Origin of the sequence: Streptomyces sp. NPDC005281, assembly GCF_040607495.1 — a bacterium.
Taxonomy (GTDB): Bacteria; Actinomycetota; Actinomycetes; order Streptomycetales; family Streptomycetaceae; genus Streptomyces.
Genome location: NZ_JBEXGX010000002.1, coordinates 461,046 through 487,445 on the forward strand (window position 1 = coordinate 461,046; position 26,400 = coordinate 487,445).

Consider the following 26,400-nt stretch of genomic DNA (forward strand, 5'->3'; position numbering starts at 1 on the left):
CTCTTCGTCAGGCCGCCGCGATGTCGAGTGCCGCGATGTACCCGAAGGTCATCGCGGGACCGATCGTCGAGCCCGCGCCCGCGTAACTGTGGCCCATGACGGCCGCGCTGGCGTTGCCCGCCGCGTACAGGCCGGGGATCACCGTGCCGTCCGGGCGCAGGACGCGGGCGCGGGCGTCGGTGCGCAGGCCGCCCTTGGTGCCGAGGTCGCCGGGGACGATCCTGAAGGCGTGGAACGGAGGGAGCCACAGCGGGGCGAGGCAGGAGTCGGGGAGGATCGCGGGGTCCGTGTAGTAGTGGTCGTAGGCGCTGGCGCCGCGGTGGAAGTCGGTGTCCTTGCCGCTGAGGGCCAGGCTGTTGAAGCGGCTGACGGTGGTGCGCAGTGCGGCGGCGGGGACACCGATCCGGCCGGCGAGGTCGTCCAGGGTCCATGCCTTGTACGCGGCGCCCGAGGTGTACCAGGAGTCGGGGAACGGGAAGGTCGGCGCGACGTCCTTGAACAGGTAGCGGTTGCGGTAGTTCTGGTCGACGACCAGCCACGCCGGGATGTCCGGAGCGCTCGGGTTGCGGTCGTACATGGTGTGCACGACGTCGCTGTAGGGCCCGGCCTCGTTGACGAAGCGCGCGCCGGCCGCGTTGACCAGCAGCCCTCCGGGCAGTGTGCGTTCGGCGAGGCAGAAGTAGGGCTGGTCGGGCAGCGGGACGGCCGGGCCCCACCAGGCGTCGTCCATCAGGTCCAGCGCCGCCCCGGCCCGGCGCCCCGCCTGGATGCCGTCGCCGGTGTTCTCCTTGGCGCCCACCGTCCAGGCGGTCCCGATGGGCTGCCGCTGGAACTCGGCGCGCATGGCCGCGTTGTGCTCGAAGCCGCCGGAACCGACGACGACCCCGCGCCGGGCCCTGAACAGGCCGGGCACGCCGTTCTGCGTGACCACCGCGCCCGTGACCGTGCCGTTCTCCACGAACAGGTCGGACAGCGGGGTGTTCAGCCGTACCGGGACCTGGGCGGCGAGCAGGCCGGCGCGCAGCCCGGCGGCGAGCGACTGGCCCATCGTCAGCGGCTTCTGGCCCAGCAGGGCCGCGCTGGTGCCGCGGGCCAGACACGCGGTGGCGACGGCCGCGCCCTTCGCGCTCACGGCGGCGAGGGTGAGCCACTTGTAGTCGGCGCTGAAGACGACCATGCCGGCCGGGACGGCCATGTACGCCGGGTTGAGGTGGGCGAGTTCGGCTCCGAGGATGTTGCCGTCGAGCTGGTCGGGCTCCATGGAGCGGCCGCCGGTCAGGCCGCCGGGGAGCTCCGGGTAGTAGTCGCTGTATCCCTCCATCCAGCGGAAGCGCAGCGGGCTGTTGGCCATGACGAAGGAGATCATGGCCGGTCCGTGGCCGAGGAAGGCCTGCTGCCGGTCGGCGGAGACGTCCGGGCCGACGACGGCCGCGAGGTAGGCGGCGGCCTTCGCCGGGGTGTCGGGGACGCCGGCGGCGAGGATCACCGGGTTGTTGGGGATCCAGATGCCCGCGCCGGAGCGGGCCGCGGAACCTCCGAAGGTGGCCGCCTTCTCCAGAACGACGCAGCTCAGTCCCTGTTTCGCGGCGGTGAGCGCCGCGGTCATCCCGGCGGCTCCCGAGCCGACCACGACGACGTCGTACGTGCCGAGCAGGGGCAGGTCGGCCGCCGTGGCGGAACCGGCGATGCCCGCGGCAAGCGCGAGAGCGGCTCCCGTGGCCGTGCCGAGCACCCCGCGCCGTGTGGGGCCTTGTGCCGGGAAGGAGTCGGTGCGTCCGACGGGGTCCGCGCTCGGGGACATGGCAGGGCTCTCCAGCGGGGCGAGGGAATGTGAGGCGTTCCGTTGCTCCGGGAGCCGACAGGCCCCCGCCGTACCGATTCTGATGCAGCGTCAGGAATGTCGCGCGAGGGTCTTGTGAAGTCAAGGGCAAGTCGGCCAGAGCTCGCCGATCACCGCAAGATCGGACAGAAGTTACCAACCGGTATGTAGTGACTTGACAAGCCGGTGACAGTAGAACCTGTTCCCACTCATCTAGAGTGAGGAGTGTCACGTGGGTGACATCAACCAGCACGAAAAGGATTCCAGAGGTGTCTCGCGCCGACGATTCATAGCTGGAACAGGTTCTATTCTTGGAGCAGTGAGCCTTGCCGGTCGCGCCGTCGCGGCCCCCGCTCAGATCGCCACGGCGGCCTCGGCGATCCCTTCCGGAGCACACGTCCCCGTCCTGGTGATCGGCACCGGGTACGGCGGTTCCGTCGCCGCCCTGCGGCTCGCCCAGGCGGGCGTCGACGTGCAGATGGTCGAGATGGGCATGGCCTGGGACACACCGGGCTCGGACGGCAAGATCTTCGCCAACACGACCAGCCCGGACCAGCGTTCGTACTGGCTGCGCACCAGGACCAAGCAGCCCCTCAGCAACTTCCTCGGCTTCCCGATCGACAAGGACATCCCCCGCTACACGGGGATCCTGGACGCCGAGGAGATGGGCCAGATCATCGTGTACCAGGGCCGGGGCGTCGGCGGCGGCTCCCTGGTCAACGGAGGCATGGCGGTCACCCCCAAACGGGAGAACTTCGGCGCCATCCTCCCGTCGGTGAACGCCGACGAGATGTACGCGACCTACTACCCGCGGGCCAACGCCACGCTCGGCACGGGCCTCATCGACCCGGCGTGGTTCGACACCACCGCCTGCTACCAGTACGCACGCCTCGGCCGCAAGCAGGCCCAGCGCTCCGGATTCCCCTTCGTCTTCGTGCCCGACGTGTACGACTGGGACTACATGAAGCAGGAGGCCGCGGGCAGCGTCACCAAATCGGCCCTCGCCGGAGAGATCCTCTACGGCAACAACTACGGCAAGAAGTCGCTCCAGAAGACCTATCTCGCCCAGGCCGCGGCCACCGGCAGGGTCACCGTCTCACCGCTGCACAAGGTCACTTCGGTCTCCCCCGCGGCCGGCGGCGGCTACACCGTCCTGATCGACCAGCTCAACACCAACGGCGACGCCACGGCTTCCAAGACGGTGACCGCCGACCGGGTGTTCTTCGCGGCCGGAAGCGTGGGGACCAGCAAGCTGCTGGTCAAGCTGAAGGCGACCGGCGCGCTGCCCGGGCTGAACGGCGAGATCGGCCAGGGCTGGGGCGACAACGGGAACGTCATGTGCGGCCGGGCGAACCAGATATGGGACCCGACCGGCTCGCTCCAGGCCAGTATCCCCTGCGGCGGCATCGACAACTGGACCGCGGGCGGCGCCTTCGCCGAGGTGGCACCGCTGCCCACCGGCATCGAGACCTGGGCCTCGTTCTACCTGTCCATCACCAAGAACCCGAACCGTGCCCGGTTCACCTGGAACGCCTCCACCGGCAACGTCGACCTCAACTGGCAGACCGCCTGGAAGCAGCCCGCCATCGACATGGCGAAGACGATCTTCGACAAGATCAACGCGAAGGAGGGCACGATCTACCGGACCGATCTCTTCGGTGTGTACAAGATCTGGGGCGACCACCTCACCTACCACCCGCTCGGCGGCGCCGTGCTCGACAAGGCCACCGACAACTACGGTCGCCTGCAAGGCTATTCGGGCCTGTACGTCATCGACGGCGCGCTGATTCCCGGCAACACCAGCGTCAATCCGTTCGTCACCATCACCGCACTCGCCGAAAGGAACATCGAGAACATCATCGCCGTGGACCTCTGAGGGGCGCGGGCCTCGTGAGAGGCCCGGAGCGGCTCGGCGGGCCTCGGTCGTACGGGTTCGGACGCGGTCAATGGGTCGGCAGCACGCACACGGCGTCGAGGCCGAGCACATGGTTGAGCCGGCCGAACGCCAGCCAGGAGCCGACGCTCATGGTCAGCTCCACGATCTCCCGCTGGCTGTACAGCGCCGTCATCCGGGTCCAGAACTCCTCGTCCAGACCATGGTGATCCAGGGCGTACCGCTCGGCGTACTCGGCGGCCAGTCGTGTCCGGTCGTCGAAGGCGTCGGCGGTACGCCACTGGGTCACCGCGTCCGCGAACTCCTCCTCGACCTTGTCGCCGTCCCGTTCCGTACGCCAGTCGAGGCAGAACAGACACCCGTTGATCTGCGCGATGCGCAGCCGGGCGGCCTCGAACTCGCGCAGCCCCAGCGTCGTGTGCTCGTACACCGACAGGGAGAAGTTCGCGGCGGCCATGCCGATGCCGGGCACCAACTCGCCCCACACGTATCCGATCGGTTCCTGCCCCTCGGGGATGTCGATGCGCAGGGTCATGGGTCACTTCCTTCCCAGTCGGCCGACTGCGGGACGCAGCGGGACGTCGAGTGCGTCGTAGAGCCCCGGTTCCGCGTCCACCAGCCAGTCGATGGCGCCGACCAGGCGGCCGACCGCGGTGGCGTTCCCGCCGGCGGAGCGGTTCTCGCCCTCGTCGGTGGCCGCGACGGTGACCTCGATGCGCGGGCGCCCCTCGATGATCACCCGGTGGGCACCGTCACCGTCCGGCGGCGACGGCCAGTCCGGGGCGCAGGAGGCATGGATCCGGGTGATGTGCTCGATGACGATCCGGGGCTCTCCCCCGACGATTCCCCGCACTTCGAAGCGGACCGCGCCCTGAGTGCCGGCCTCGAACTCGCCCATGGTGCGGGTGCTCACGGTGTCCGTCAGCGGGCGCCGCTCCAACGTCTCGCGGATGTCGTCGAGTTCGACGCCGAGGGCCCGCGCCATGAGCCGTATCTGGCCACCCCACACCATGGTCGGGATCGAGGGGGCGAGCATCGGCGGCTCGTAGTCCATCGGCTGCCCCATGCCGACCAAGTACCGTACGGATTCCTCCTGTTCGTACGTCGAGTAGTCGAAGATCTCCTGGCAGCGGATGGCGTCGATCGTGGTGCCCAGACCGCTGATCAGCAGCGGGAGGACGTCATTGCCCCAGCCCGGATCGACTCCGGAGACGAACAGGGAGCCGCCGCCTTCCGCGATGGCGGCGAGCACGGGGTCGCGGAACTCGGGCGGGGCGCTGCGCTGGTCGTAGAGCGGATAGAGGGCGGGGGTGACGACCACCGCACCGGCCCGGATCGCCCTGCCGATGTCGGCGAGGGCGTCGTCGGGGCGGATGTCGCCGGTGGCCGCGTAGACCACGGCTCCCGGGCGCGAGGCCAGGACCGCTTCGATGTCGTCGCTCGCCGCGACACCGAGGCCGTGGCCGAGTCCGGCGAGCTCGCCCGCGTCGCGGCCCACCTTGCCGGGGTCGTGGACGAGGACGGCCGCGAGTTTCAGTTCCGGGTGGGCCTCGACGGCGCGGATGGCCGCGCGGCCGACATTGCCGGTACCCCAGACCACCGTGGAAATCATGCGGCGGAGGGTAGCGAGAGCGCCGCGAGGTTCCTATAGCCGCGACCGCGGAGAATTCCGTCGAAAATCCGGCCACCCTCTAAGCTCGAACCATGGCCAAGTACTTCGACGTTCACCCGGAAAACCCGCAGCGCCGCATCATCGGCCAAGTGGTGGAGATCGTCCGCAGCGGCGGGCTGATCGTCTACCCGACGGACTCCTGCTTCGCGCTCGGCTGCGCGCTCGGCAACCGGGACGGGATCGACCGCATCCGCTCGATCCGCCAGTTGGACGAGCGCCACCACTTCACGCTGATGTGCGAGGACTTCGCCCAGCTGGGGCACTTCGTACGGATCGACAACGCGGTCTTCCGCACGGTCAAGGCGGCTACGCCCGGCAGTTACACCTTCATCCTCCCGGCGACGAAGGAGGCTCCGCGCCGGCTGCTGCACCCGAAGAAGAAAACCGTCGGGGTGCGGATTCCCGACCACGCCGTCGCGCAGGCGATCCTCGCCGAACTGGGCGAACCGCTGCTGTCGAGCACCCTGCTCCTGCCGGACGAGGACAAGCCGCTGACCCAGGGCTGGGAGATCAAGGACCGCCTCGACCACGTGGTGGACGCCGTCATCGACTCCGGCGACTGCGGCACCGAGCCGACGACCGTCGTCGACTTCTCCGGCGCGGAACCCGAGCTCGTACGCCTCGGAGCGGGTGACCCGTCCCGGTTCGAGTAGCCCCGGAAAGCGGCGTGCGACGTGGGTCGTCCTCACGGAGGACCCACGTCGCGGCCGTTGTGTGGGGGGATACCGGGTACTGAAGGTCAGCTGGTCGTCAGTGCGGTGTCATCCACGACGAAGCTGGTCTGGAGCGAGGAGTCCTCGACGCCGCTGAACTTCAGCGCGACGGTCGAACCGGCGAAGGAGGACAGGTCGAAGGTCTTCTGGGTGTAGCCGGTGGCCTTGTTGAGGTTGGAGTAGGTCGCCAGCGTGGTCGATCCGGCCGTGACCGTCAGCTTGTCGTACGCGGTGCTGGTGGTCGTCTCGGCCGTGTCGATGTGCAGGTAGAACGTCAGCGTGGCCTTGCAGCCGCTCGGGACGGCCACCGACTGGGACAGCGTGTCGGTGTGCGTCGAGCCGTAGCCGTCCATCCACGCCTTGTAGGAGCCACCGTGGGCCGCCTGGCTGCTGGAGTTGGTGATGACTCCGCTGGAGGCGGTCCAGGTGGTGCTGCCCGACTCGAAGCCGGGGTTGCCGAGGAGCTGCGCCGAGGTGCAGGTGCCACCACCGCCGGAGGTGCTGACCGTCCAGGTGAAGGTCGCGGTTCCGGTCGCGCCGGTGCTGTCCGTGACGGTGACGGTCGTGCTGTACGTCCCCGCCGTGGTCGGCGTACCGGTGATGGCGCCCGTCGAGCTGCTGATCGACAGACCGGTCGGCAGACCGGAGGCGGCGTAGGTCAGGGAGCCGCTGTTGGTGCTGCTGGCCGAGACCTGAAGGCTCACCGTGGTGCCGACGGTGGAGGACTGGCTGCCCGGGTTGGTGACGGTCACACCGCTGGTCGGCGGGGTGACGTGGCTGCCGACCGCGATGCCGGCGAACGCGTTCGCCACGCCCGCGTACTGGGTGGAGCTGGCGCCGTAGAGCGCCGTGGCGGCGTTCAGCGCGGCGGTGCGGGCACCCGCGTAGTTTGTGCTCGACGTCATGTACGTCGTCAGCGCCTTGTACCAGATCTGGAGGGCCGCGGCCCGGCCGATACCCGCGACGGCCACGCCGTCGGAGGTCGTGCTGTTGTAGGTGACGCCGTTGATCACCTTGCTGCCGCTGCCCTCGGAGAGCAGGTAGAACATGTGGTTCGCCGGGCCCGAGGAGTAGTGGACGTCGAGGTTGCCGACACCCGAGTACCAACTGTCCGCGGAACTGCCGTCCTTGCTCGGCTTGTCCATGTAACGCAGCGGCGAGCCGTCGCCGTTGATGTCGATCTTCTCACCGATGAGGTAGTCGCCCACGTCGGTCGAGTTGTTGGCGTAGAACTCCACGCCGGTGCCGAAGATGTCCGAGGTCGCCTCGTTCAGACCGCCGGACTCACCCGTGTAGTTCAGGCCCGCGGTGTTGGAGGTGACGCCGTGGCTCATCTCGTGGCCCGCGACGTCCAGCGAGGTCAGCGCGTGGGTGCTGCTGGTGCCGTCGCCGTACGTCATGCAGAAGCAGCTGTCGTCCCAGAAGGCGTTGACGTACGCCGAGCTGTAGTGGACGCGCGAGTAGGCGGCGACGCCGTCGTTCTTGATGCCGCTGCGGCCGAAGGTGTTCTTGTAGAAGTCCCAGGTCATCTGGGCGCCGTAGGCGGCGTCCGCTCCGGCCGTCTGCGTGTTGGAGCCCGCGCCGGTGCCCCAGACGTCGTCCGAGTCCGTCATCAGCGTGCCGGTGCCGGAGGTGCCGTTGTTCAGCGAGTACGTCTTGTGACCACCGCGTGTGGTGTCGTACAGCTGGTACGTCGACCCGGACAGCGTGGTGTTCAGCGTGACCGAACCGCTGTACTGGGTGTTGCCGGTGCCGGTCTCGATGCCCTCGTACCGGGTGAGTTCCTTGCCGGTGGTGGCGTCGGTGACGACGTGCAGCTTGCTCGGCGTACCGTCGTCCTGGACGCCGCTGACCACGGTCTCCCAGGCGAGCCTGGGGGTGCCGTTGCCGGCCCAGATGACCTTGCGGGCGCTCTCCGTGGCGGGCTTGTCCGCCTTGAGCGCCTTCGCCGCCTTGAGCGCCTGGGCCCCGGCGGTGGCCTTGGTGACGGACGCGGCGGTGCTCGCTACCTTGATGGTGTGCCTGTTGTTGAAGGTCGTGCTCACCGTGCCGGTGGCCTGCGAGGCCGGCGGGGTGTGGACCACGATGTCGCCGCCGAGCACCGGGAGGCCGGCGTAGGTGCGCTCGTAACGGGTGTGCAGGGTGCCGTCGTTGTCCTTGACGACGTCCTTGACGACCAGCTTCTCCTTCGAGCCGAGGCCCAGGGTTCCGGCGGTCGCGGTGGTCTGCTTCGATGCCTTCGTCAGCAGCGCCAGGTGCTGGGCCGTGGTGAGCTTGGCCTCAAGTCCCCCCGTGCGCAGGGGGGTTGTGTGGGGGGCGGGCTTGGCGACGGCCGGGACCGTCTGTATGCCGACAGCCAGGAACGCGGCGGTGGCCACCAGGGCTCCGGCCGCGGTCGCCTGACGGGGGAGGTGTCTCACTCGTACTCCTACTGCTTCGGCCGCGGTCGGCGGCCGGTGACAGACCGGGCAGACGGGATGTGCTGTCCGGGAAGAGCTGAGCAGGGGCGCGCGGGAACGCGGCTGTGGGCAGACCATGGACGACCTGTCCCACAGGTGTGGGAAGGATGGCACTTTTGACCTAGGCATGACATGGCCTTGGAGTCGATCGAGGGTTATCCCTACGCCCGCGCGCCGAAACCCCTGCGGCGCACCACGTTCCCCGCCCGCGCCACCGGCACCCACCGCCTCGGCGCGCCCAAGCACCGCGCACCGCACGGCAGTTGCCGCCCGGCACGCGGTTCACGTCATGCGTTGTTCGGCCCCGACGATAGGACGCCCGGGCCGCGGAGCGAAGGACGGGCGGGCGCGGTCGGCGGAGCGACGACCGGGCGAACGGCCGGGAGGCCCGAGCCGCGGCCGGGAGGCCGAACAGCTCCGCGCGGCTGAGCGAAGGCCCGGAGGCGGCCGGGTCAGGGCCGGCCCGCTCCCGGTACCTCGACCCGGGTGGCCAGCACCTGGCCGGAGCCGGGTGTCACCAACTCGGACTCGGTCATGCCGCGCCAGACGGCGGCCACGACGAACAGCGTCCGCCGGTCGTGCCCGCCCAGCACACAGGCGAACCCACCGCGGTCGAGGTCCACCCGGTCCAGCACCGCACCTCCCTCGGCGACACGCACACAGCGCCGGCCCGGTACGTCGGCGTACCAGACCGCGTTCTCCGCGTCGACGCAGATGCCGTCCGGAGTCCCCTCCCCCAGCTCGGCCCAGACACGCCGGCCCGACAGAGCGCCGTCCGGGCCGATGCCGAAGGCGACCAGAGCGTGCCGGTAGGAGTCGGCGACGATCAGGGTGGAGCCGTCGGCCGTCACGGCCATCCCGTTGGGAAACGCGATGTCGTCGGCCACCTCGCGCACCGAGCCGTCCGGGGTGACGAGCGAGACCGAGCCCGGCTCGAACACCTCGCCCTTCGTCGGGTCGAACCCGGCCCGGTTGACATAGGTGTTTCCGCGGCCGTCGACCACGATGTCGTTCCAGCCCGGCCGGCCCAGATCCGCGTACACGGCCAGGGAGCCGTCGGGCTCACGGCGCAGCAGCAGGCCGTCGGCCGAGGAGACGATCAGCATGCTGCCGTCGGGGTGCCGGTCGGTGCACAGCGGCAGCGACGCCACCCTCGCGACGACCTCGGCGCGCCCGTCCACCGGATCGAGGGCGACGACCTCGCCCGCGCTCCAGTCGGAGAAGTACAGCCGGTCCCCGTGCCAGCGCGGCGACTCGACCAGACCGCGCCCCTCGAGCAGCGTCCGTACCCCGTTCATCCTCATCACAGCCTTCGTTCCGCACCGGCCCACAACCGGTGTCCCACCATCCGAACGAACGGACACCCGCCGGATCGACAGATCCCGGCCCACCGGACGGCGGAACTTCCCCGGCGGCCCCCGCCCGTCCCGGCCCGGCGGCTGTCCCGGCGCCCACCCCCGACTGCCCCTACCGCCGCCCCGACGGCCGTCCCGGCGCCGCTCGTTCTCGGCGGGCCGCGATGATCGTCGCGTCGTTTAATGACGGAGTCGGAGGAGTCGTCCTCGAGCAGGAGCTGCCCATGTCGGCGACACAAGCCCCTTCAGCCAGCGGGCGGACCAGGCCCGGAAGACTGCAGCGGCTGGGCGAGTGGTGCGCCCGCCATTTCGTGATCGTCATCGTGGCGTGGCTCGTCGCCCTGGGTGTGCTCCAAGGGCTCAACCACTCGTTCGGCGGCCAGTACTCGGACAACTTCACACTGCCGGGGGTCCAGTCGACCGAAGGGCTGGACGTCCTCAAGGCGCACGATCCGGCCGCGGGCGGCTACAGCAGCCAGGTCGTGCTGCGTGACACGCAGAAGCCGCTGACCTCACTGAGCTCTCAGATGAGCCAGACCGTCGACTCCCTGGGGAAGCTGCCGCACGTGCTTTCGGCGCAGAACCCGCTGCCGCCGCCCGGGTCCCAGCCGTCCTCGGGCCAGTCCCAGCAGCAGAACGTGGGGCCGCTCTCCAGCGACGGGAAGACCGGCTACATCACCGTCCGCTTCGACGTGCAGCCCTCGACCCTCGGCGACGAGTACCTCCACGGGGTGGACAGCGCCGTCCAGCCGCTGCGGTCCGCGGGCGTCGACGTCGAGTACGGCGGCCCGCTGGGCGAACTGGCCAGGCCCGAGGCGAACGACCGGATCAGCGAGGCGATCGGCTTCGCGGTGGCGATCGTCGTCCTGCTCGTCGGGTTCGGCAGTGTCATCGCGGCGGCTCTGCCGCTGGTGACCGCCCTGGTCAGCGTGGTGGGCGGGCTGGCCATCCTCGGCCTGCTCGCCGCCGCGACCACCTTCGCGACGGTGTCGCCGACGCTGGCCACCATGATCGGACTCGGCGTCGGCATCGACTACGCCCTGTTCCTGATCACCCGTCACCGGCAGAACCTCGTCAACGGCGCCGATCCGGTGCGGGCGGCCGGCCGGGCCGCCACCACCAGTGGACGGGCCGTCCTGGTCTCGGGCTGCACCGTGATCATCGCCCTGGCCGGGCTGTCCGTCTCCGGTGTCTCGTTCATCAGCAAACTCGGCCTCGCGGCGGCCGTCACGGTCGTCTCGGCGGTCATCGGTGCGCTCACCCTCGTACCCGCCCTGCTCGGTCTCATCGGCAGGCGCATCGACCGGTACCACGTGCGCACCCCCGTCGCGGAGACGAACGCCGAGCCCGGCGCGCCGATCACCGGCACCTGGCACCGCTACGCACAGCGTGTCGAGCGGCGGCCCTGGTGGTTCCTGGCCGGCGGCCTCCTCACGGTGGTGATTCTGGCCATCCCCGTGTTCACCATCCAGCTCGGGCACATCGGTGACGGCGCCGACCCCACGTCCTTCACCGACCGACGGGCGTTCGACATCATGTCGGACTCCTTCGGGCCCGGCTCCAACGGCCCGCTGACCGTCGTCATCGACCAGACGAACGTACCGTCCGACAAGCGTTCCTCCCTGGCCTCGCAGGCGCAGAAGACGATCAACGGTGTCCAGGGCGCGGCCACGGTCACACCGCTGACGGCGACCCAGGACGGGGACGTGCTGGTGGGCACCGTCTACTCCAAGGTGTCCCCGCAGAACCAGGACACCACGGACCTGACGAACCGCCTGGTCGACGACACCCTGCCGCAGGCCGTGTCCGGAACCTCAGCCAAGGGCTACGTCACGGGCACGACCGCCGCCCAGGTCGACTTCCGTGACATCGTCTCGAGCCGGCTGCCCCTGATCATCCTCGTGGTGGTCGCACTGGCCTTCATCATCATCCTGATCGTCTTCCGCGGCATTCTCGTCGCGCTGAAGGCGGCGATCCTCAACGTGCTGTCCATCGCCGCCTCCTACGGCGTCGTCGTCGCCGTCTTCCAGTGGGGCTGGGGCGGGCCGGCACTCGGGGTGTCGGGCAAGGTGCCCATCGAAAGCTATGTGCCGATGATGATGTTCGCGATCATCTTCGGGCTCAGCATGGACTACGAGATCTTCCTGTTGTCCCGGGTGCACGAGTTCTGGCTGCGCAGCGGGGACGCGAAGGCGAGCGTCGCGCACGCCCTGGAGATCACCGCCCGGGTGATCACCTGCGCCGCTCTGATCATGATGAGCGTCTTCGCCGCGTTCATCGTGAGCGACAACATCGTGGTCAAGATGCTCGGTCTCGGCCTCGCCGTGAGCGTGCTGATCGACGCGACGGTCGTACGGCTCCTGATGGTCCCGGCGGTGATGACCCTGCTCGGCGCCCGCGCGTGGTGGACCCCGCGCTGGCTGGACCGGATCCTCCCGCACATCGACCCGGAGGGCGATGAGCCCTAGAACCGTTGCGGTCACGCCGGGCGGCCCGCGGCCCGGCGTGCGAGAGGCGGCCCGGCGCGCGGCGCTCTGGCGCGCGACGGGAATTCGCGTGCTCCGGACCGTACGGATACCTAGCATGGCGTGATGCCCCGGATCGAACGGCTCCGTCTCGACCACGCTCCCGCCCTGCTCTCGTTCGAGCTGGAGAACCGCGTCTATTTCGCCGCGTCGATCCCCGATCGCGGCGACGCCTGGTTCGCCGGCTTCGACGCCGTCCTCCGCGAGCGTCTGGCCGAACAGGACGCGGGGCAGGCCCACTTCCACCTCGCCGTGGACGACACCGGCGCGGTGCTGGCCCGCGTCAACCTGGTCGATGTGGCGGGCGGTTCGGCCGACCTCGGGTACCGCGTCGCCGAGCGGGCGGCGGGCCGGGGGCTCGCCACGGCAGCCGTACGGGAGGTGTGCGCGCTGGCCGCGAGCGCGTACGGCCTGACCACCCTGCGAGCGGCCGCGACCACCGACAACGCCGCGTCCCGGGCGGTCCTGGCCCGCACCGGGTTCCTCGTCACCGGCCCCACGGAGCTGAACGGGCGTCCGGCCCTCCGCTTCACACGAGACCTTCCGGCCGCGAGCACCGTGCCCGCGGCCGAGCGCGCGGCCGTTCAGGAAAGCGGTTCGGCGGCCGGGTTGATCGGCGACTGATAGGCGCCGCTGGCCAGCATGCGGACCTCGCCCGCGGGGCTGATCTCGGCGCGGAGGATGCCCGTGGGATCGCTGTACACCGGATGACCGCCCGGCCCATGGGCGGTCGTCCGCTCGACGACCACCTCATCCGTCACCATGCGTTCATCGGGTCCGGGGTGGGTGAAGGTCAGCCGGTAGCGGTCCACGGTCTTCATCAGGGCCTCCGCGCCGAAGCGACAAACGAACGTACAAGGGCCTACGTCTCCATCATGCGTCCACGCACCCGGGAGCCGCTCCGCCCGCGCCGGGCGGCTCCGCCCGCCACCCACGCGGCCGGGGCGACAGCCGGTCACCGTGCGTGACGCCTCTCGCCACCGGACGCCGGGCAGTGTAGACATAGCTCATGGTCGGACTATTGGGTCGAACCCGGGCTCAGTCGACCCGCCGCCCCAGTACAGCGCACCAGAAACGTGGGCCGCACGACGGCAAGCACAGGCACGGCCCGTCCAACGGGCTACGTTCCGCCCTCGGCGGGCGCAGTGTCGCCGGACAGGTCTTCGTCCTGCAAGTGGTGATCGTGCTGCTCCTGGTCGTCGCCGCGGTGGTCGCGCTGGTGCTCCAGGTGCGCCATGACACCACCCAGGAGGCCCGCAACCGCTCGCTCGCCGTCGCGGAGACGTTCGCCAACGCGCCCGGCACGCGCGCGGCCCTGAGCGCCCCCGATCCCACGGCCCTGCTCCAGCCCAGCGCGGAGGCCGCCCGCAAGGCGTCGGACGTGGACTTCATCGTCGTGCTGAACACCGACTCGATCCGCTACACGCACCCCAAGCCCGACCGGATCGGCAAGAAGTTCATCGGGACCACCGCACCGGTCCTGGCCGGCCACTCCGTCATCGAGCAGGTCAACGGGACACTCGGACCGCTGGTGCAGGCCACCGTCCCCGTCAAGGCACCCGACGGCAAGGTCGTCGGCATGGTCTCGGCCGGGATCACCACGGACAACGTGGGCGGCGCCGCCGACCACCAGCTGCCGCTCCTGCTGGGCGCCGCCGGCGTGGCACTGGCCCTGGCGACCGCGAGCACCGCGCTGGTCACCCGACGTCTGCTGCGCCAGACGCACGGCCTCGGCCCGTACGAGATGACCCGGATGTACGAGCACCACGACGCCGTGCTGCACTCCGTCCGGGAAGGAGTGATCATCGTCGGCGCGGAGGGACAGCTGCTGCTGGCCAACGACGAGGCGACCCGCCTGCTCGACCTGCCCGCGAACGCCGAGGGAGAGCACGTCCAGAAACTCGGCCTCGACTCGGGCACCGCCGAGCTGCTGGCCTCCGGGCGCGTGGCCACCGACGAGGTGCACCTCGTCGGGGACCAGCTCCTGGCCATCAACCAGCGGCCCACACACCTGCGGGGCGGGCCGGCCGGCAGCGTCGCCACCCTCCGTGACTCCACCGAACTGCGCGCGCTCTCGGGCCGGGCGGACATCGCCCGCGAACGCCTCAAACTCCTCTACGACGCCGGTGTGCGCATCGGCACGAGCCTGGACGTCGCCAGTACGGCCGAGGAACTGACAGCGGTCGCCGTCCCCCGCTTCGCGGACTTCGTCACGGTGGACCTGGCCGACGCCGTACTGACCGGGCAGGAGCCGGACGCGGGCAACGGCCTGCGCCGCACCGCCTCCGGCGGCATCCGCACGGACGCGCCGCTCTATCCGGTCGGCGAGCACATCGGCTTCGTACCGTCCTCGCCGCAGGCCCACAGTCTGCGCACCGGAGAGGCCGTGGTCGAGCCCGATCTCGGCGGTGCGCCGGGCTGGCTGGCCCAGGACCCGCAGCGCACCGCACAGGTCGTCGACTACGGAATCCACTCCCTCATCACCGTCCCCCTGCGGGTGGGCCCCCTGGTCATGGGCGTCGTCAACTTCTGGCGCTCCGAGAAGCCAGACCCCTTCGACGCGGACGATCTCGCCCTCGCCGAGGAACTGGTCGCCCGCGCTGCCGTCTCCATCGACAACGCCCGCCGCTACACCCGCGAGCACACGATGGCCGTGACCCTGCAACGCAGCCTGCTGCCGCGCACACTGCCCGACCAGAGCGCCCTCGACCTCGCCTACCGCTATCTGCCGGCGCAGGCGGGGGTCGGCGGCGACTGGTTCGACGTGCTGCCGCTGTCCGGCGCCCGGGTCGCGGTCGTCGTGGGCGATGTCGTCGGCCACGGACTGCTGGCCGCCGCGACGATGGGCCGGCTGCGCACGGCGGTCCACAACTTCGCCGCCCTCGATCTGCCGCCCGACGAACTGCTCGGGCTGCTGGACGAGCTGGTCGGCCGGATCGACCAGGACGAGCTGCCGGAGGACAGCAGGGCAGCCGTCACCGGTGCCACCTGCGTGTACGCCGTCTACGACCCGACGACCCGGCGCTGTACCGTCGCCCGCGCCGGACATCCGCCGCCCGCGTTGATCCATCCGGACGGCAGCGTGGAGTTCCCCGACGTGCCGGCCGGTCCCCCGCTCGGCCTCGGCGGTCTGCCGTTCGAGACGGCCGAGCTGGAACTGGCGGAGGGCAGCCGGCTGGTGCTCTACACGGACGGTCTGGTCGAGGACCGGGAACGGGACATCGACGTCGGGCTCGAACTGCTGCGCACGGCCCTGGCCGGGGCGGACCGCTCGCCGGAGGAGACCTGCCAGGCCGTGCTGAGCGCCCTGCTGCCGGCCCGGCCGAGCGACGACATCGCCCTGCTCGTGGCGCGTACCCACGCTCTCGACCCCGACCGGATCGCCTCCTGGGAGGTACCGTCCGAACCGGCCGCCGTGGGCAAGGTACGTGCCTCGGTCAGCCGGCAGCTGGAGCGGTGGGGGCTCGAGGAGATAGCGTTCACCACGGAGCTGATCCTCAGCGAGCTGGTGACCAACGCGATCCGCTACGGCAACGGGCCCATCGGGGTCCGCGTGCTGCTGGACCGGGCACTGATCTGCGAGGTCTTCGACGGCAGCAACACCTCACCGCATCTGCGGTACGCGGCGACGACGGACGAGGGCGGACGCGGTCTGTTCCTGGTCGCCCAGCTCACCGACCGCTGGGGCACCCGGTACACGCCCGAGGGCAAGGTCATCTGGGCGGAACAGCCGCTGCCCTGAGCGGGCGTACGGGTCAGCCGGGGGCGGACGGCCCGTCGCCCGCGTCGGGGTCCCCCACCGGGGTCGCTCCCGCCGACGCGCCCGCCTCGTCGCCGGCTCCGTCCACGGGAGTCATCGCGGCGGCGCCTCCCTGGAGCCGCTCCAGGTCGGAGGGGCGTACCTGGATGACGATCAGGGCCACGAGGGCGGCGAAGACCGCGAAGACGGCGGCGGCGACGAACGCTCCCGAGATGCCGGACGTCAGCACCTGGCCGCTCCAGGGCGCCGGCAGTTGTCCCGTCCTGCGGAACTGGAGCTTCTGCGCCGGGGTCGCGGTCGACAGGAAGTTCGCGACCTGGTTGGTGGCCTCGTTGCGGCTGGCGGTGCCGAAGACCGTGACCAGCACGGACAGGCCGAGGGATCCGCCGACCTGCTGGGTGGCGTTGAGGATGCCGGAGGCCGCGCCCGCGTCCTTGGGCCGGACTCCCGACACGGCCATCAGCGTCAGCGACACGAACTGAAGGCCCATGCCGAAGCCGAAGACGAGGGTGGGTCCGAGAATGCTGCCGAGATACGTGCTGTCGACGTCCGTCAGCGTCAGCCAGCCGAGGCCCAGCGCGGCGAGGATCGCGCCCACGGCCATGAAGGGCTTGGGACCCCACCTGGGCAGCAGGTTCGACGCGACACCCGCGCCGATCGCGATGATCACACTGATCGGCAGGAAGGCGATGCCTGCCTTGAGCGGGCTGAATCCGAGGATGTTCTGCACGAAGAGGGTCAGGAAGAAGAACATCCCGAAGATGGCGGCGGACAGGCTGAGCATCATCGCGTAGACACCCGCGCGGTTGCGGTCGCGGAACATCCACAGGGGCGTGATGGGCTGTCTCGACCTGCGTTCGACCGTGATGAACACGATCAGGAACACCAGCGCGGCCCCGAAGGACGCGAGGGTGAGGGGGTTGCTCCAGCCCTTCTCCGAGGCGCGGATGAAGCCGTAGACCAGCAGCACCATGCCGAGCGTGGAGGTGAGGGCGCCCAGGAGGTCGAAGCGGCCCGGATGGCGCTCGGACTCCTTGATGTAGCGGGGGGTCGCCAGCACGATCAACAGGCCGATGGGGATGTTCACGAAGAAGACCCAGCGCCAGTCGAGCCACTCGACGAGTATGCCGCCCGCGAGCAGCCCGATCGCGCTGCCGCCCGCGGAGACGGCGGCGAACACGCCGAACGCCCTGTTGCGCTCGGGTCCTTCACGGAAGGTGGTGGTGATCAGCGACAGGGCCGTGGGTGAGGCGATGGCCCCGCCGACGCCCTGGAGCGAGCGTGCGGCGAGCAACTGCCATGATTCCTGGGAGAGTCCGCCGAGCAGCGACGCGAACACGAAGAGCAGCACGCCGAAGATGAACATGCGGCGTCTGCCGAGGATGTCCCCGGAGCGTCCACCGAGCAGCAGCAGACCACCGAAGGTCAGTGTGTAGGCGTTGATCACCCAGGACAGGTTCTCGGTCGAGAAGCCGAGCGAGGTCTGGATGTGCGGAAGCGCGATGTTCACGATGGTGATGTCGAGAACCACCATCAGCTGGCACGAGGCGATGACGAGGAGTGCGATACCGCTGCCTCGGCCCCGCTTCGGGGACTCGGCAGACTCGGAGGATGTCACGTGATCGGCCGTCATCGTAGATGGCCCTGCATCGCGGGTCGGCGGTGAACGCGGACGTTCACTCCATCGACGTTAAGCCTGCCCGCCCCGCCTCACCAATCGATCAACGGGCCGGTCCCGAGTCACCGTCCCACCTGGCCGGCCGGACATGACGGCCACCGGATACAGGGGGTTGGAGCCGAAGGACAGCGGCATGGTGATGGCCCGGGTCAATGCCGGCTCACCAGTTGCCGCTGGTGCCTGCGCCACGCCTGCGGGCATGGATCAGCGGCGGCGCAGCATCAGGACGACAGCGACGACGACGGCGATGAGGACGACCGTACCCACGCTCACGTACACGGGTTTCTCCTTGCGTCGGGGAGCGGCACCCAGCGGTGCCGCAGGGAGCCGTGTGCCCCGGTCATGGCCTTTCAGTCCTCCGAGCCGACGCTGTGCCGCGCGGTGATCCGCGTCCGTGCCGAGGTCGGGAACTTCCGCATCAACTCGTCGGGACGGGGCAGTGGATTCGACGGTTGTCGTCCGGACCACCTGTCCCAACAGGGGCCCGGACTACTCGAGTCGAGTGCGCGAGGAGGGCCCAGGAGACTGAACATCCCAGTCCTTCACCGGACTCCGGCATCTCACCCGTACGACCTAAAGTGCGGGACACGTCGTCTGGTGGCCTCATGCGAAGAAGGAAGTGCTCTGTGGCTGGTGTTGAGGTTTCGGACCGTTTGATCGCCTTTCTGACGGTCCGCGGTGAGGATCTGGGCGGCGACTGGGCGGACAGGGTGACCGCCTCTCTGGGCGGGCGAATAAGCCGTGCGGAGGTTCACCGCGAGTTGCAGGAGATCTACTCGGCGCTCGTGGCCGCGCTGGGCAGCGGCAGTCTGGACGGACGCGGAGAGGCGTTCGGCGAGGTTCGCGCCCTGCTCACCGAACTGTCGCGCAACCGGGCCCGGCAGGGCTTCACTCCGAGTGAGACGGCCGTGAGCATGTTCGCTCTCAAGGAGGTCCTGGAACCGGCGCTGGAGGGCAAGGAAACCGACCTCCAGGCGTATCTCAAGTTCGCCACCCTGCTGGACACCCTGGGCTTGTTCACCATCGAGATCTACACCCGCACACGCGAGGAGCTGATCTCCGCACAGGCGGAGCAGCTGCTGGAGCTCTCCACACCCGTCGTGAAGCTGTGGGACGGGGTGATCGGCGTTCCCCTGGTGGGAACCCTGGACTCGGCCCGGACCATGGTCGTGATGGAGAAGATGCTCCAGGCGCTGATCGACACCGGTTCCGAGCAGGCCATCATCGACATCACCGGTGTCCCCGCAGTGGACACCGAGGTTGCTCAGCACCTGTTGAAGACCGTGGTCGCGGCCAGGTTGATGGGTGCCGAATGCACGATCTCCGGCATCCGTCCGCAGATCGCGCAGACGATCGTGGCACTCGGGATCGACTTCGGTGACATCGTCACCAAGGCCACCCTGGCCGATGCCCTGCGGCACGCGATGCGCCGTTCCGGCGTCGCCTTCTCGCAGTCGGTGCCGCAGGCCGGTGCCCGTTGAGCGAGCGTGTTCCCGTTCTGAAGATCGGGCAAGTGCTGCTCGTGTCCATCCAGACGGACCTGGACGACCAGGCGGTGATGGCCCTTCAGGACGACCTGGCGGCCACGGTGGTGGACTCCGGTGCACACGGAGTGGTCATCGACATCACGGCCGTGGACATCGTCGATTCCTTCGTAGGACGGATGCTGTCCACGATCGCCTCCATCTCCCGTCTGCTGGACGCGCAGACCGTGGTCGTGGGCATGCGGCCCGCGGTCGCCATCACTCTGGTCGAACTCGGGCTGTCGCTGGGCGGCGTGCGCACCGCACTGACCCTGGACAAGGGGCTTCGGGTACTGGAGAAGGCCCGTGCTGAGGCACTGGGGTACACGAACCTCCACTCGTCCGCCTCCTCCCGTGTCGAGGGCACCGTGCCGGATCTCGCGGCCGGCCTGTGAGCGGGCCCTCCAGCAACCCGGAGGTGCTGGAGATCAATGCCAACGCCGGGGTGGTTCAGGCCCGGCAGCTCGTGCGGGCCCTGGCTCAGGAGTGCCGGTTCTCCCTGGTGGAACAGACCAAATTGATCACTGCCGCCAGCGAACTGGCCCGGAACACCCTCGTCCACGGGGGCGGCGGCACGATGACCGCCCGTCTGGTGGAAGAACGAGGGCGACGCGGAGTGCGTCTTGCCTTCAGCGACCAGGGCCCCGGTATTCCGGACGTGGATCTGGCCCTGACGGACGGCTGGACCTCAGGCAGCGGCATGGGGCTGGGCCTGTCCGGTTCCCGGCGGCTGGTCGACGACTTCGTCCTGGACACGTCGGCCGGACAGGGCACCACCGTCACCATCACCAAGTGGGCTCGATGACCGCCATCAGCCCACCGCCGCTGGTGGACTGCGAGGATGTGGCCTGGTTCCGTGACCAGCCCGAAGCCGCCCGCGGCGCCGCCGCCGCCCTGGGCCGACGCATCGGACTGGGAGAGCAGCGCACCGCCGAACTCGTACTGGCCGTCGCCGAACTGGCGACCAACATCACCAAGCACGCCACCGACGGCTGCCTGCTCCTGCGAGTCCTGCGAAACCAGCACGTGGCCGGAGTGGAAGTGGTGGCCGTGGACAGCGGTCCGGGGATGGCGGACGTGCCCGCTGCGCTCCGGGACGGCATGTCGACAACCGGCACCCTGGGCATCGGTCTGGGCGCGGTCCGACGCTTGGCCGACACCTTCGACATCCACTCCCAGCCCAACGTGGGCAGCGTGCAACTCGCCCGTTTCTGGCCGCACCCTCTGGATCCTTCGATAGCCGGTGAGCCGGCCGTGGGTGGCATCACCCGCCCGATCGGAGGCGAGGAGGTCTGCGGCGACGCCTGGGCCGCACGCGTGGATTCCGGTGAACAGACGCCCCAGGCCGAGGACAGCGAGGGGACGCGACCGGGCCTGTCCAGTTCGGTCTACCCCAACTGGTCCGACCTCACGGCCCCCCGACCGTTCGGGGAGAGGACACACGCAGCTCCGCAGACCTCTCAGACCTCGAACACTTCTCAGACATCGAACACCTCGATTCGCTCGGGGATGCGTGGCCGCACCGTTCCGGTCCGCTCCGCTGTCCAGGGACCGGGGTCAGGGATGCTCGTCATGGCCTGCGACGGGCTGGGCCACGGACCGATGGCCGCCGTGGCTGCCCAGGCAGCCGTCCAGGCCTTCCGTACCGGCTCCGCCCGCACACCGGAACAGGCGGTGGAGCAGGTCCACCGGGCCCTGCGAGGAACCCGCGGAGCCGCGGTCGCCGTCGCCCGGCTGGAGCCCGACGGCCGGCTGCTCTTCTGCGGCGTCGGAAACATCGCCGCCGCTCTGGTCACCACCACGACCCGGGCGAGCCTGTTGTCCCATCCCGGGATCGCCGGCCACCAGATGCACCAACTGCGCACCTACGAGCACCACTTGCCGACCCATGGAGTCCTGGTGATGCACTCGGACGGCCTCAGCGACCGCTGGACTCCCGCAATCCTTGCCGGTCTGCTCCACCAGTCTCCGGCCCTGATCGCCGCCGCGCTGCTGCGTCACGCCGGAACCCGCCGCGACGACGCCAGCGCGGTGATCGCCAAGGCCGCGCGGTGAGCGCGTCCGTCTCCGGTGGTTACACAGCGCTGCAAGTGACGCCGCTGAGCAGCGAGCAGGACATCTTCGCGCTGCGCCGTCACGCCAAGACCATCGCCCAGGCCGTCGGGCTGGACAGCAGGGACCACGTGCGTCTGGCCACCGCGGTGAGCGAGCTGGGACGGGACCTGCTGCGTCCCGCTGTCATGACCGCCGCCTTCAGCCTCCAGCGGGAGCCGGCCGCACTCCAGGCGGTTCTTCAGTGGCGCGACGACCGTGCTCCCAGCAATGAGTCACTGACCGCGATCACGCGGCTGCTGCCACAGACCCGCCATGAACGCGGCCGGATCGAGATCACCTTCCTCATCCCCGAAGCGGCGGTCCGGGACCTGAAGGTGGAGGAAGTCCTCGCTCGCCTCGAGTCCGACAGCCCCGCGAGTGCCATCGACGACTTCCGGGCGCAGTCCCGGGACCTGATCGCCGCCCTTCAGGAAGCTCACGCCCAGCGTGACGAGCTGGAACGGCTCAACGAGGAACTGACAGAAACCAATGCGGGCGTGATGGCGCTCTACGCGGAACTGTCGGTCGAACACAAGGATGTCGTCGAACGCTTCGGCGAGGAACACGAACTGGCCCTGGCCTTGCAGCGCACCTTCCTGCCTGCGGGCCTGCCCGAGGTCGTCGGGGCCGAGCTCGCCGTGCGCTACCTGCCCGCTGCCTCGACGACCGAGATCGGCGGGGACTTCTACGAGGCGGTCAACACCTCGCACGGACTGCTCCTGGCGGTCGGAGACGTGGTCGGCCACTCCCTCCAGGCCGCCATGGTCATGGGTGAACTTCGGCACGCGCTGCGCGCCTACGCCGCCCAGAACCTCCCTCCCCACATCCTGCTGGAACACCTGGACCACCTCCTGACGCTGCACCAGCCCGGTTGGTCCGCGACCGTGTGCATCGTGCTGGTCGAACCCGGCAACGCCCGCCTGCACATAGCCAACGCCGGACACCTGCCACCTCTGCTCCTGCCCACCGGAGCGGCACCGCGCTACCTGAGAGAACACGGCCCGCTGCTGGGCCTTGGCCTGCCCCAGCCACCGGCCACCAGCCATCGCATCGAACCGGGCAGCCAACTCCTGCTGATCACGGACGGGCTCATCGAAACCCGGGGCAGCGACCTGCACGAGCGCCTGGAACTACTGAGTTCCTCCGCTGCGAACGGTCCCAAAGAACCCGACGCGTTGTGCACCAAACTGGTGGACGCCTTCGGTTCTGATCCCGAGGACGACATCATCGTCTTCGCGGCGCGCTTCCAACCACCGCGGGACCGGTAGCGAGGCGATTCTGTTCGTGGGCCCTTGGGCTACGGCGGAGTGGGCGGGCACGCACCGGGCGCGCCCGCCGCAGGGTCAGCAGGTCGCGCTGCTGGAGATCTTCACGCCGTTGACGGTGAGGCCGGAGCCCATCACGGTGGTCGTGTTCGGCCCGACGCAGAGCGTTCCCGCGTCGCTGCGCAGGTAGGCCACATCGTCGTTGCGGGTGTTGAGGACGATGTAGCCCTCGCGGGACGTGACGTCCTGGAATCCGCTGGTGACGACCTGGAACCTGGCGACGGGGTGGCCGGCCGTGACGGCGGCCTGGTTCACGTAGAAGCAGACGTACGGGTACGCGCAGCCGTGCTGGACCGGCTCCGCGTTCGCGGCCGGGGCACCGGCCATGGACGCGGCCGGCGATAGACCTCTTCAGCACTATGCCCGCGTGGCCGACCGGTCGCCGATGTGCCCCACCTGGTGGCCGTTGCTGACGGCCTCGAGCAGTACGTCCCACCCGGGCCGGATCCGGGTTCACCGTCTCACCTGCCCGGCCGCCCCAGCAGCGACGACACGGACAGGACGCCGAGGGCCGCGGCCACAGCCAGGACGCCGTAGTCGAGAGGTAGATGCGCGGACGCTGCGAGCAACAGGCCGCGCAAGGCGGCGACTTGGTAGCTGCTTACGCATTCCAGGGGCTTGTGCGGCCGAGTTCACGCGAGACCGCTGAGGGGAGCGCCGGGTTGCCAGGAGACGGGCAGGACAACGTCGACGCCGTCACGGCGGGCCAAGGGCAGCAGCCGGCTCATGGTGGTGTCGAGGTCGTCGAGCAGGTAGGGCATGGGGCGCAGTGGCCGGTCGAGGCCGAGGAAGAAGTCGTCCCAGTGCACCAGGACGACCCGCCTGGCCCCGGTCGCGACCACGACCTCGTCCCAGTAGGTGTGAAGGAACTCGGCGGGCTGTTTGCCCAGCATGCCGACGCCTAGGTAGACGACGTCGGCGTGGTGAGCGCGCAGCGCGCCGGGCCGGTAGTTGGCGCTGGCTTGCAGCAGCACGCGGCCGTGGGGGTGGGTGACGAGCACGGAGTAGGCGGTGCCGGTCCTCCAGGCACCGGCGCGGGCCGGCGGGACCAGGGGCTGATCGACGGTACCGGGATAGTGGTCGCCCGGGCTGTGCACGGATTCCAGGAAGGTCAGCGTGAAGCTGCCGTAGGTCGCGGTGTCGCCGTCGCCGACCACCCGCAAAGACGACTCGGGGACCCCCAGGCCGCGCCCGATATTGGCGGTGGACTCCGACCCGACCAACTCGGCGCCGGTCTCCAGCGCCCACACCGGTGCGTCCAGGGCGTGGTCGTAGTGGGAATGCGCGCACACCACGGCGGCGAGGGTGTCCACCCTCAGTCGCTCGATGGCGGCACGGACCAGTGCTCGGTCCGGGGCGATCTTGCCCATGCCCACGCGCAGCATCCCCGGACGGGTGACGAACCCGTCGCTGAGCACCGATGTCTGTCCGTCCGACAGCAGCACTGAACTCGTGCCCAAGAAATGAGCACGCAGCCCTTCACGGGGCGCTGCACCGCGCTGCTGGTAAGGCAGGTAGGGCCGCAGACTCGGGCGACCGATCGGCACCTTCATACGAGCATCCTCGGACCCCGGGGACGGGATTGCCACCTCCGGACGTCGTGGGCCCTCTCAAACTGCTCGCCAGGCGCGCCCCCTGTGCCATGCAAGCCGCTGGTCCACCTGCGTGTTCGGCTGTTCATGAAGGGCTGAAGCTGCGACGGTCACCGGCATGAACGTGGTTTTGGGAAACAAGCTCAGGTTCGCCGCCGAGGTCGGCGAGCTGGGCCCACTGTGCCGTGTCGACCTCTGGGCCGCCGGAAAATGGCTGACCTGCGACGACAACATGGCATACGTCCCGCAGTTCCGCCGTGATGTCGTGAACACCGCCCTTTTGCTCCGGTCGGGCGAAGACTCCCCCAGGCCGTTCACCGGCTTGTCCGCCGAAGCCACACACCGGCGCCTCGTACACCGCGCGGGGGACGACGACGAGCCCAGGGCCGACTACCGATTCCGCGGCCGGTTTCAGACCTTGCTCTGGGGCCCCACCACCGACAACGTGACGGCCTGCCTGTTCCGCGAAGGGGACGGCTTGGTGATCACTCTGGAGTTCTGGCGTGAGGAACACCTGATCAACCATCCCGAGGACGCCGGGGTGGTTTTCGTGGTGGAGATCCCGGCCGAGGAGTTCGTCGGGATCCTTGAGGGCGTTGCGGCCGCACTCGACATCGGGCCAGAGCCAAGGCAGTCCGTGATCGATCGGTGGCAGCAAGAGTGCCGCCCCGGTCGGTGCTGAGCTGAGCGGGAACTGACCCGCCAGGCTTCGGGACCGGGCTGGAGGAAGCGTCGGGTCTTGTCTGCGGTGGCGGCAGTTCAGAAGGCATGCGCCCCGCCTTCGAACGTTGTACGGGTGCGGCTGTGAAGTGGAGCGCCTCCGCAGTGGCTTTTCGCGGAGAGGCCCTGACGGTCCGCGTGCTTCAGTGGCGCTGCTCGCTGTTCTTCACCGGCCGGCGGAACACATCTCTGATACGCCACCACAGCTTGCGGGCGCGCGGGGTTTCGGTGGAGTAGCCGTTGCTCAACCAGACGCTGTCCGCGCTGCGGCCCAAGGGGGTGCCATCGGGTGAGTAACGCGTGGGGGGCTGTTCAACCATGCGCTTCTCCTACGGATTCGGAGACCTGGTCCCGCATCCCTCGCGCAGTTCATTGTCGGAGCGGGTCTTCGGGCCCCAGCCGATGCCGCTGGCGTAGCCCTGCATCACAGGGTAGTAGGTGTAGGTGCCGCCGCCGTCATTGCAGTCCGTCGACCATCCGTAGTCGATGAAGCTGTTCGAGATAAGGCCCGTGCCGTGCCAGTCGTTGTAGCCGCGCGGCCCGCTCCACGAGCTGCGCCACATCTGGGTCTGGAGCTTCTGCGAGCCGAAGGAGCCGCTACAGGCTTGTGAGGTCTCCCACTGGAACCACGCGCCTGCTCCGGCACCATGGAAGGAGACGTCCGAGATGTACACCGAACAGCGTGCCGTCGCAGGTGCGGCGAGCGTGGCGGGTTTGGCCTCCCCGGCCTTCTAGGTGAAGGAGTTCGACTCGCCGTTCCCCTTCCGCCCCCACTCCCCGATCGTGGTCCCCGCCACCACTCGGTGTCCGTCCACCATCACGTGCCGGGTCGCAGGCCCCGAATCGTCCGAAGCAGCCGACGCCGCCACCGAGACCGAGGTGCCTGATCCCAGGACAACGACTGTCGCCAGGCCAACCGCTTTGACCGACAGGGGCTTTACTGTGCCCATAGTGTTCCCTCCCGCTGTGTCGTCGGTCTGTCGAGCCGACAACGATGGAAACACTAGTTCGATATCAATCTTGGGCGGACACCCCACAACTCGCTGACCGGATCGCGACCTCCCGGCCTGCGCAAAAGTTGCACAACGGCTCAAAACGCGAGTCCGGCCGCCGGGCGGGCCGTGGGATGTTGTGGCGGTCGGCAAGGTGCAAAAGCTGTTCGAGACCGCGGGGTTGCCGCATCAGCCGGTCCAGATGACCGGTGGGGATGCGCCTCACCCGGCCGTTGCCGACGGTCTCAGGCAGCGCCCGTCCGGGGCCTGGCCCGGGGA

The 26,400-nt window shown here is 69.5% G+C and carries 22 protein-coding genes; 11 read left to right on the top strand and 11 right to left on the bottom strand.

Annotated features, from left to right (window positions below; translation table 11 throughout):
• Positions 1 to 7: 7 nt before the first annotated feature.
• The gene (kstD, locus tag ABZV42_RS04760) at positions 8 to 1,801 is read right to left on the bottom strand and encodes a 3-oxosteroid 1-dehydrogenase (RefSeq protein WP_355987338.1); all 1,794 of its coding nucleotides are present in this window, start codon (positions 1,799 to 1,801) and stop codon (positions 8 to 10) included.
• Positions 1,802 to 2,051: 250 nt separating this feature from the next.
• Here kstD and ABZV42_RS04765 point away from each other — a divergent pair, with 250 nt between their 5' ends.
• Positions 2,052 to 3,695: a GMC oxidoreductase gene (locus ABZV42_RS04765; RefSeq protein WP_355987340.1), complete on the top strand. Its 1,644-nt coding sequence runs from the start codon at positions 2,052 to 2,054 to the stop codon at positions 3,693 to 3,695.
• Positions 3,696 to 3,762: 67 nt separating this feature from the next.
• On the opposite strand, the gene ABZV42_RS04770 is transcribed toward ABZV42_RS04765, so the two are convergent.
• Complete coding sequence (locus ABZV42_RS04770; protein WP_355987471.1) at positions 3,763 to 4,242, bottom strand: carboxymuconolactone decarboxylase family protein; 480 nt, start codon at positions 4,240 to 4,242, stop codon at positions 3,763 to 3,765.
• A gap of 9 nt (positions 4,243 to 4,251) precedes the next feature.
• On the bottom strand, positions 4,252 to 5,325 hold the full coding sequence (locus ABZV42_RS04775; protein ID WP_355987342.1) for a dihydrodipicolinate reductase: 1,074 nt from the start codon (positions 5,323 to 5,325) through the stop codon (positions 4,252 to 4,254).
• 92 nt (positions 5,326 to 5,417) lie between these two features.
• Here ABZV42_RS04775 and ABZV42_RS04780 point away from each other — a divergent pair, with 92 nt between their 5' ends.
• Positions 5,418 to 6,038, top strand: a complete 621-nt coding sequence (locus tag ABZV42_RS04780; RefSeq protein ID WP_355987344.1) for an L-threonylcarbamoyladenylate synthase — start codon at positions 5,418 to 5,420, stop codon at positions 6,036 to 6,038.
• Positions 6,039 to 6,124: 86 nt separating this feature from the next.
• Here the strand turns inward: ABZV42_RS04780 and ABZV42_RS04785 are convergent, their stop codons facing one another.
• Positions 6,125 to 8,518 carry a M4 family metallopeptidase gene (locus ABZV42_RS04785; RefSeq protein ID WP_356050900.1) on the bottom strand — a complete coding sequence of 798 codons (2,394 nt, stop codon included), beginning with the start codon at positions 8,516 to 8,518 and terminating at the stop codon, positions 6,125 to 6,127.
• 491 nt (positions 8,519 to 9,009) lie between these two features.
• Entirely contained in the window at positions 9,010 to 9,861 is an 852-nt protein-coding gene (locus ABZV42_RS04790) for an SMP-30/gluconolactonase/LRE family protein (RefSeq protein ID WP_355987349.1), read from the bottom strand.
• A 275-nt stretch (positions 9,862 to 10,136) separates the two neighbouring features.
• On the opposite strand from ABZV42_RS04790, the gene ABZV42_RS04795 reads away from it, so the two are divergent.
• Both ABZV42_RS04795 and ABZV42_RS04800 read left to right on the top strand, forming a co-directional pair.
• Complete coding sequence (locus tag ABZV42_RS04795; protein WP_355987351.1) at positions 10,137 to 12,380, top strand: MMPL family transporter; 2,244 nt, start codon at positions 10,137 to 10,139, stop codon at positions 12,378 to 12,380.
• Positions 12,381 to 12,503: 123 nt separating this feature from the next.
• Positions 12,504 to 13,061 (top strand): GNAT family N-acetyltransferase, encoded by a 558-nt coding sequence (locus tag ABZV42_RS04800; RefSeq protein ID WP_355987352.1) that lies wholly within the window; start codon positions 12,504 to 12,506, stop codon positions 13,059 to 13,061.
• Here ABZV42_RS04800 and ABZV42_RS04805 read toward each other — a convergent pair.
• On the bottom strand, positions 13,022 to 13,258 hold the full coding sequence (locus ABZV42_RS04805) for a DUF6296 family protein (RefSeq protein WP_355987354.1): 237 nt from the start codon (positions 13,256 to 13,258) through the stop codon (positions 13,022 to 13,024). The two genes, ABZV42_RS04800 and ABZV42_RS04805, sit on opposite strands and share 40 nt — an antisense overlap.
• Before the next feature lie 188 nt (positions 13,259 to 13,446).
• Here ABZV42_RS04805 and ABZV42_RS04810 point away from each other — a divergent pair, with 188 nt between their 5' ends.
• A complete protein-coding gene (locus tag ABZV42_RS04810) occupies positions 13,447 to 16,179 on the top strand; it encodes a SpoIIE family protein phosphatase (RefSeq protein WP_355987356.1) in 2,733 nt (910 codons plus the stop codon).
• A gap of 13 nt (positions 16,180 to 16,192) precedes the next feature.
• On the opposite strand, the gene ABZV42_RS04815 is transcribed toward ABZV42_RS04810, so the two are convergent.
• Positions 16,193 to 17,830 (bottom strand): MFS transporter, encoded by a 1,638-nt coding sequence (locus tag ABZV42_RS04815; protein WP_355987358.1) that lies wholly within the window; start codon positions 17,828 to 17,830, stop codon positions 16,193 to 16,195.
• Positions 17,831 to 18,501: 671 nt separating this feature from the next.
• Between ABZV42_RS04815 and ABZV42_RS04820 the strand changes: the two genes are divergently transcribed.
• From ABZV42_RS04820 to ABZV42_RS04840, 5 genes are read left to right on the top strand one after another with little or no spacing between them, the layout of a single operon-like run.
• Positions 18,502 to 19,356, top strand: coding sequence for an STAS domain-containing protein (locus ABZV42_RS04820; protein WP_355987361.1), 855 nt, complete (start codon positions 18,502 to 18,504; stop codon positions 19,354 to 19,356).
• Positions 19,353 to 19,793 carry an STAS domain-containing protein gene (locus ABZV42_RS04825; RefSeq protein ID WP_355987362.1) on the top strand — a complete coding sequence of 147 codons (441 nt, stop codon included), beginning with the start codon at positions 19,353 to 19,355 and terminating at the stop codon, positions 19,791 to 19,793. The genes ABZV42_RS04820 and ABZV42_RS04825 overlap by 4 nt, the downstream gene beginning before the upstream one ends.
• On the top strand, positions 19,790 to 20,203 hold the full coding sequence (locus ABZV42_RS04830; RefSeq protein WP_355987364.1) for an anti-sigma regulatory factor: 414 nt from the start codon (positions 19,790 to 19,792) through the stop codon (positions 20,201 to 20,203). Before ABZV42_RS04825 ends, ABZV42_RS04830 begins: the two co-directional genes overlap by 4 nt.
• A complete protein-coding gene (locus ABZV42_RS04835; RefSeq protein ID WP_355987366.1) occupies positions 20,200 to 21,453 on the top strand; it encodes an ATP-binding SpoIIE family protein phosphatase in 1,254 nt (417 codons plus the stop codon). The genes ABZV42_RS04830 and ABZV42_RS04835 overlap by 4 nt, the downstream gene beginning before the upstream one ends.
• Positions 21,450 to 22,760: a SpoIIE family protein phosphatase gene (locus ABZV42_RS04840; protein ID WP_356050901.1), complete on the top strand. Its 1,311-nt coding sequence runs from the start codon at positions 21,450 to 21,452 to the stop codon at positions 22,758 to 22,760. Before ABZV42_RS04835 ends, ABZV42_RS04840 begins: the two co-directional genes overlap by 4 nt.
• A 75-nt stretch (positions 22,761 to 22,835) precedes the next feature.
• On the opposite strand, the gene ABZV42_RS04845 is transcribed toward ABZV42_RS04840, so the two are convergent.
• Together ABZV42_RS04845 and ABZV42_RS04850 are read right to left on the bottom strand one after the other, a co-directional pair.
• A complete protein-coding gene (locus tag ABZV42_RS04845) occupies positions 22,836 to 23,144 on the bottom strand; it encodes a hypothetical protein (protein ID WP_355987370.1) in 309 nt (102 codons plus the stop codon).
• A gap of 305 nt (positions 23,145 to 23,449) precedes the next feature.
• The gene (locus ABZV42_RS04850; protein WP_355987372.1) at positions 23,450 to 24,277 is read right to left on the bottom strand and encodes an MBL fold metallo-hydrolase; all 828 of its coding nucleotides are present in this window, start codon (positions 24,275 to 24,277) and stop codon (positions 23,450 to 23,452) included.
• A gap of 256 nt (positions 24,278 to 24,533) precedes the next feature.
• On the opposite strand from ABZV42_RS04850, the gene ABZV42_RS04855 reads away from it, so the two are divergent.
• Positions 24,534 to 25,091 (top strand): hypothetical protein, encoded by a 558-nt coding sequence (locus ABZV42_RS04855; protein WP_355987473.1) that lies wholly within the window; start codon positions 24,534 to 24,536, stop codon positions 25,089 to 25,091.
• A 181-nt stretch (positions 25,092 to 25,272) separates the two neighbouring features.
• Here ABZV42_RS04855 and ABZV42_RS04860 read toward each other — a convergent pair whose 3' ends face one another.
• Positions 25,273 to 25,449 carry a hypothetical protein gene (locus ABZV42_RS04860; RefSeq protein ID WP_355987374.1) on the bottom strand — a complete coding sequence of 59 codons (177 nt, stop codon included), beginning with the start codon at positions 25,447 to 25,449 and terminating at the stop codon, positions 25,273 to 25,275.
• Positions 25,450 to 25,458: 9 nt separating this feature from the next.
• Positions 25,459 to 25,803: a hypothetical protein gene (locus ABZV42_RS04865; RefSeq protein WP_355987376.1), complete on the bottom strand. Its 345-nt coding sequence runs from the start codon at positions 25,801 to 25,803 to the stop codon at positions 25,459 to 25,461.
• Positions 25,804 to 26,400: the final 597 nt, after the last annotated feature.